This is a genomic window from Mesorhizobium sp. (genome assembly GCF_017306585.1).
Classification (GTDB): domain Bacteria; phylum Pseudomonadota; class Alphaproteobacteria; order Rhizobiales; family Rhizobiaceae; genus Mesorhizobium.
In genome coordinates, this window is sequence record NZ_JAFKIC010000193.1 from 21,492 (window position 1) to 27,564 (window position 6,073).

Consider the following 6,073-nt stretch of genomic DNA (forward strand, 5'->3'; position numbering starts at 1 on the left):
CGTGGGCGACAGGCATGCGCGGCCATGCGATTCTGCGTCGATGATTCGGGAGGGTCGGACGGTGACGCTGTTTCGCACGGTCGCGCTCGCGGCGCTTGTCTTCGCCACTTCGGCCGAGGCCACCGACATGGCTTTCTTCGTCAAGAACATGCGTAAGGAAGCGGTCGCCATCGAATTGTTCAGCCGTGACCGCGAGACGGTCTGGCCGGGCAACGACAAGGTCTTCCTGATCGATCCGTCCTCGCAGAAATCGGTGCCGATCTCTTGCAATCAGGGCGAGCGCATCTGCTATGGCGCCTGGGTCAACGGCAATGACAAGATTTCGGCCGGCGTCGGGCCTGACAACGACCAGCCCTGCGACAGCTGCTGTTTCACCTGTGTGGAGCACTCGACCGAAACCATCGACCTGGTGCCTTGAAGGCCCCTGTCAGTCCGGCAGGCCGGCCTTCCGGAAACCATCGACGAAATGATCGAGCGTGGCAGGGTCGCGAAACGGCTCCGTCATCACCCAGTGGCTGGTGGTGAAATGCGGACTGCCGACGAGGAAGAAATCGACCTCCGCGCGCGCCTCGTCGAGCCGGCCGAGTTGCGCCAGGCTTGCGGCCAGGAAGCGGCGTGAACTGGTGCGGTAGGTCTCGTCGCGGCGCAGCGTCGCGACGGCGGCTTCGTAGTCGCGCGCCGCATACTGCGCCTGGCCGAGTGTGAGATAGTACCAGCTCGCCGGATATGGATTGAGCCGGAACGCCTTGCGGATCTGTTCCAGGCCCTCCTCGACATGCCCGGCCAGAGTGGTGATGTCGGCCAATGTCGCCCATGCATCGGCCTCGTTCGGGTCGATCTCGAAGGCCCTGGCAAATTCGGCATCCGCCTCGTCGAAACTGCGCTCATAGGCAAGAAGGTTGCCGAGCACCCAGCGGCACCCGGCATCGTTGGGGTCGATCGCCACTGCCTTGCGGGCAAGTTCCAGGGCGATGCGGCGGTTGGGGTCGATCGGCTCGCCCCAATGCACCCACCCCATCCAGTGGTTCATGGCAAGCCAGCGACAGGCCTCGGCATAGTCCGGATCGAGCGCCAGCGCGCGCGTCAGCATCAGATGCGCTTCGCGCGCCGCCTGCGGCGATTCGTCGATCAGCTTGCGCGCCCGCACGCACAAATCGTAGGCCTCCAGGCTGGTCGGCCGGTTGCGCGCCGGCGGCGTGCGCAGACGGCCGAGCAAAGCCTCCACGATCCTGGCCGTCACCTCGTCCTGGACGGCGAAGATATCCTCCAGCCCGCGGTCGAAGCGATCCGCCCACAGATGCTGCCCGTTCAGCGCGTCGATCAGCTGCGCGTTGATGCGCACCCGGCCAGCAGCGCGCCTCGCACTGCCTTCCAGCAAGTAGCGCACGCCAAGGTCGCGCGCGATCTCGCGCACATCCGTCGCCCTTCCCTTGTAGGCAAAGGTCGAGTTGCGGGCGATGACGAACAGGCCGTCGGCCCGGGACAGGTCGGTTATCAGGTCCTCGGTGAGGCCGTCGGCGAAGGCCGCCTGCTCGGGATCGTTGCTGAGGTTGACGAAGGGCAGCACGGCGATCGATGGCTTGTCGGGCAGCGGCAAGGCTTGGCGCCTGGCGTCCGCGACCTCTTCGATGGCGCCCGTAAAGCGGTAGCCGACGCGCGGAACCGTGGTGATCCACTCGCCGCCGCCGGCCGGTGGACCGAGCAGCTTGCGCAACTGCGCGATCTGGACGGTGAGATTGCCTTCCTCGACCGCCGTGCCCGGCCATGCCGCGTCCATCAGTTCTGCCTTGCCCAGGATTTCGCCGGGCCGCCCGACGAGCGCGGCAAGCAACTTCAGCCCCCTATAGCCGACGGCAACGGGATCGTCGTTCCGAAGCAGGGTTCCCGCATCAGGATCAAGCACGAACGGACCAAAGGCAAAGCGCAATCCCTGCATCGGCGCATCTATAGAGCAATTTCGCGAAACGTGGGAAGCGCGCCGCGTCCGGAACCGCGCCAAAACAGGGCGTTAGACCAACCCGACGGTTCGCCAAAGGACGTCACTTTGGAACTTTTGAGAACTATTTGGGCGGTCTTAATTACGGCGCCGCCCGCATGGCGCAGAATTCGATCTCTTTTCAGGTCCAGGGCCTTCGGCCCCAACCCATGGAGGTTGATATGAACGAGATAATTGCATCGGCTCAGTGCAACGCCGTGCGGTCGGGAATGCCGGCGGGTCGGGTCGCGACGCCGCGTCGAGGTTCCGGCCTCACGGCGTTGCGCAACAACATCGCGGCCTGGCGCGAGCGCGCACGCTTCCGCTGGCAATTGAAAGAGATGGCGCAGACCAGCCCGCATCTGATCGACGACATCGGATTGACGAGGCAACAGGCCGAGGCCGAGATCGCCAAGCTGCCCTTCTGGCAGCGGTGAGGCGAAGTGCCGTGCTGAATAGAAGAGGGTTTTTCGCCATCCTCCCTTTAGCGCGCGCTCGCGTCGTGCCATGATCCCCGGATCGGCCGTGGGGGCCGATTCTTCATCGGGGGTTTCCATGTCTTTCCTGTCCGCGCGCCGGCTTGCCGCCGCGATTTCGCTCGCCGTCCTGTCCGTGTCTTCCGCCCATGCCGGCGACGTCACCTTCCAGATCAAGAACAGCCACCCGAACGCGATGCGCATCGAGCTCTACAGCCAGGACCGCGACTATGTCTGGCCGGGCAATGGCAAGGATTTCTACCTCGACGACGGCGAGACCAAGCAGCTTCCTATCTCCTGCAACGAGGGCGAATCGATCTGCTACGGTGCCTGGGTCGACGGCGACGAAGGCACCTATTGGGGCGTCGGTCCCGGCAACAAGGAAAAATGCGAGGATTGCTGCTACACCTGCAGCGGCGGCCAGACCGAAGAGATCAATCTGGTACCCTGACCGGTTTGCCAGCTTGACGGTCTTCCCCGGGCGGCAATAGCCTGAGCCCCTCACCCAAGGCACGCCGCGTTTCGTTTGCGCGACGGCGTGCCCCAGGCAACAGGAGCACAGCCATGGCCGGAATGGTCGAGAGCGACAAGATCGATGTCGGGTTTTCCGGCAAACGCTGCATCCATTCGCGCAACTGCGTCCTCGGCGACCCGCTTGTCTTCGTGCCCAACGCGCCGGGGCAGTGGATCCACCCCGACGCCGCCAGCGTCGAGAAGGTCGTGGCGCTCGCCGAGAACTGCCCCTCGGGCGCCATCACCTACCAGCGCAAGGATGGCGGCCCGCAGGAAAAGCCGCCCGTGGTCAACACGGTTCGCATCCGCGAAAACGGCCCGCTCGCGGTCCATGCCGAAATCGTGCTCGGTGACGACACCTTTTTCCGCGCCACGCTCTGCCGCTGCGGTGCGTCCGAAAACAAGCCATTCTGCGACAACAGCCATATCAAGGCCGGCTTCACCGCCACCGGCGAGCCGGCGCTGAAGGACACGCCGGCGCTGGAAGCCCGCAACGGGCCGCTGAAGGTGGCGCCGACGAAGAACGGCCCGCTGAAGCTCGAAGGCAATCTCGAAATCGTCACCGGCACCGGCCACACGGTCGAGCGGACGCAGACCGCGTTCCTGTGCCGTTGCGGCCATTCGGCCAACAAGCCGTTCTGCGACGGCAGCCACAAGAAGGCGGGATTTGTGGGGTGAAGCTGCCAATCTCCCCCCTCGTGGGGGAGATGCCCGGCAGGGCAGAGGGGGGCGCCGTAGAGCGCCACCTACGGCATCCTGAGAACCCCTGAACGGTCTCGGAAGGGGTTCGGCAGCAATCCGCGGAGAGGTCGGCGGGACAGCGCGCCCCTCTGGCCTGCCGGCCATCTCCCCCACTTGGGGGGAGATTACTCTCTCCTCCCTTGGCCCATCTCTCCTGCCTTTATCCTCCGGGCCTTATCGGCTAAGGGCTTCGCAGCAAAACTTCGTATACCGGACCTCCGCCCGAAATGACCGCCAAGACCAAGCCAAAACCGCTCTTCCTCGGCATCGACACCGGCGGCACCTACACCGATGCCGTGCTGTGGTCGGAGACCGAAGGCCCGCAGGAGGGACCGAACAAGGGCAAGGTTCTGGCCAAGGCCAAGGCGCTGACGACCCGGCACGATCTGGCCGTCGGCATTTCGGGCGCTGTCGACGCGGTGTTGGAGAAGGCCGGCACCGATCCGGCCGTCATAAAGCTGGTTTCCATGTCGACGACGCTCGCCACCAACGCCCTGGTCGAAGGCCAGGGTGGCCGCGTGGCGCTGGTGATGATCGGCTTTTCCGAGGCGGACCTTGCCCGCGACGGCCTGAAGACCGCGCTCGGCACCGACCCGGTGGTGTTCTGCCCCGGCGGCCACGATGTGCACGGCAATGCCGCAAAGCTCGACCTGTCGGGGCTGGAAGAGATGCTGCCCGAACTCGGCGCATCGGTGTCCGGCTTTGCCGTCTGCGCCTATTTCGCCACCCGCAATCCAGCCCACGAGATCGCCGCCCGCGACCTGATCCGCGAAAAGACCGGCCTGCCGGTTACGGCAAGCCATGAGCTGTCGGCCAAGCTCGGCGGCCCGCGCCGGGCGCTGACGACGCTGCTCAACGCCCGCCTGATCTCGATGATCGACCGGCTGGTGGCCGCGACCGAGGGTTTTCTGGCGGAGCGCGACATAGCGGCCCCCCTGTTGGTGGTGCGCGGTGACGGCGCGCTGGTGTCGGCGGCCTTCGCCCGCCAGCGGCCGATCGAGACGATCCTCTCGGGTCCCGCCGCCAGCCTGGTCGGCGCCCGCCACATGACCGGGCTCGACAATGCCATGGTTTCCGACATCGGCGGCACCACGACAGACGTCGCCGTGCTCGATGGGGGACGGCCTCGGCTTGATCCCGAGGGCGCCACGGTCGGCGGCTTCCGCACAATGGTGGAAGCGGTGGCCATGCGCACCTTCGGCCTCGGCGGCGATTCCGAAGTGGCGCTGGAGGATGGCGCGCTCAATCCGAAGATTCTGCTCGGGCCGCGCCGCCTGGTGCCGCTGGCGCTGGCCGGCATGGCGCATGGCGAAGCCGTCAGATCCGAGCTCGAACGCCAGCTCAGGGCGCCCAACCCCGGCCGCATGGATGGCCGTTTCGCGGTGCGCACCGGCGTGCCGGACCGGCTCGCCGCTGGTCTGACCGCCCCGGAGGCGAAACTCTACGAGGCGATCGGCGCAACCCCGCTGGCGCTCGACAGGCTGCTGACCTCGAACGCCCAGAACGCAACCTTGAACCGGCTGGTCTCGCGCGGCCTGGTGCATATCTGCGGCTTCACCCCCTCCGACGCGGCGCATGTACTGGGCAAGCAGGCGAACTGGGACGCCGCCACGGCCCGGCTTGGCGCCGAACTTTTCGCCCGCAGGCGCGACGGCCGTGGCCAGGCGATAGCGCCATCGCCCGAGGCGATCTGCGAGCGCGTGCTGGTGACGCTGACGCGCTGGTCCGCCGAATACATTCTTGAGACCGCGTTTGCCGAGGATGGGCTCGACGGCGCGGCGACGGTGGCGCACGCGCTGGTGCAGCGCGCCGTGGACGCCCACCCCGGCATCGCTCGTCTTACCGTCGCGCTCGACCGCCCGGTCATCGGGCTGGGCGCCTCCGCGCCACTGCACTATGCCGGCCTGGCGCCTCTGGTCGGCAATGAATGCGTGGTGCCCCGGGATACCGACGTCGCCAACGCGCTCGGCGCCGTCGTCGGCCAGGTGCGGGTCTCGGCCGAGGCGCGGGTCAGCCAGCCGAAGGAAGGGCTGTTCCGGCTTGCCTCTGGAGAAACGGTGCGCGATTTCCTCGACGAGGCGGCGGCGATCGCGGCCGCCGAGGCCGATGTGCGGGCGATCGCCGCCCAGCGCGCCCGCGACGCCGGCACCGACAGCGCCGAAATCGATGTCTCGACCGAGTTCCGGGTCTCGACCGTCGAAGCCCAGCGCATGTTCATCGAGGCGCATGTCGTGGCGGTGGCCTCGGGAAGGCCGAGGATCGCGGTGTGAGCCCCTTTCCTTCTCCCCTTGTGGGAGAAGGTGGATCGGCGCGTAGCGCCGAGACGGATGAGGGGTGTTGGAAGGAATGAGGCGCTGGTGGTATCTGG

Annotated in this window: 6 protein-coding genes; 5 read left to right on the plus strand and 1 reads right to left on the minus strand. The window is 66.6% G+C overall.

Annotated elements, in window-relative coordinates:
- Positions 1-61 precede the first annotated feature (61 nt).
- A complete protein-coding gene (locus J0I79_RS23670) occupies positions 62-418 on the plus strand; it encodes a hypothetical protein (RefSeq protein WP_292864794.1) in 357 nt (118 codons plus the stop codon).
- A 9-nt stretch (positions 419-427) separates the two neighbouring features.
- Here the strand turns inward: J0I79_RS23670 and J0I79_RS23675 are convergent, their stop codons facing one another.
- On the minus strand, positions 428-1,936 hold the full coding sequence (locus J0I79_RS23675; RefSeq protein WP_292864797.1) for a winged helix-turn-helix domain-containing tetratricopeptide repeat protein: 1,509 nt from the start codon (positions 1,934-1,936) through the stop codon (positions 428-430).
- Positions 1,937-2,205: 269 nt separating this feature from the next.
- On the opposite strand from J0I79_RS23675, the gene J0I79_RS23680 reads away from it, so the two are divergent.
- The 4 genes from J0I79_RS23680 to J0I79_RS23695 all read left to right on the plus strand — a co-directional run bounded on the left by J0I79_RS23680 (position 2,206) and on the right by J0I79_RS23695 (position 5,975).
- Positions 2,206-2,412: a DUF1127 domain-containing protein gene (locus tag J0I79_RS23680; RefSeq protein WP_292864811.1), complete on the plus strand. Its 207-nt coding sequence runs from the start codon at positions 2,206-2,208 to the stop codon at positions 2,410-2,412.
- Between the two features lie 118 nt (positions 2,413-2,530).
- Positions 2,531-2,902 carry a hypothetical protein gene (locus J0I79_RS23685; protein ID WP_292864800.1) on the plus strand — a complete coding sequence of 124 codons (372 nt, stop codon included), beginning with the start codon at positions 2,531-2,533 and terminating at the stop codon, positions 2,900-2,902.
- Positions 2,903-3,015: 113 nt separating this feature from the next.
- Complete coding sequence (locus J0I79_RS23690; RefSeq protein ID WP_292864803.1) at positions 3,016-3,642, plus strand: CDGSH iron-sulfur domain-containing protein; 627 nt, start codon at positions 3,016-3,018, stop codon at positions 3,640-3,642.
- Positions 3,643-3,932: 290 nt separating this feature from the next.
- Complete coding sequence (locus tag J0I79_RS23695; protein WP_292864805.1) at positions 3,933-5,975, plus strand: hydantoinase/oxoprolinase family protein; 2,043 nt, start codon at positions 3,933-3,935, stop codon at positions 5,973-5,975.
- Positions 5,976-6,073: the final 98 nt, after the last annotated feature.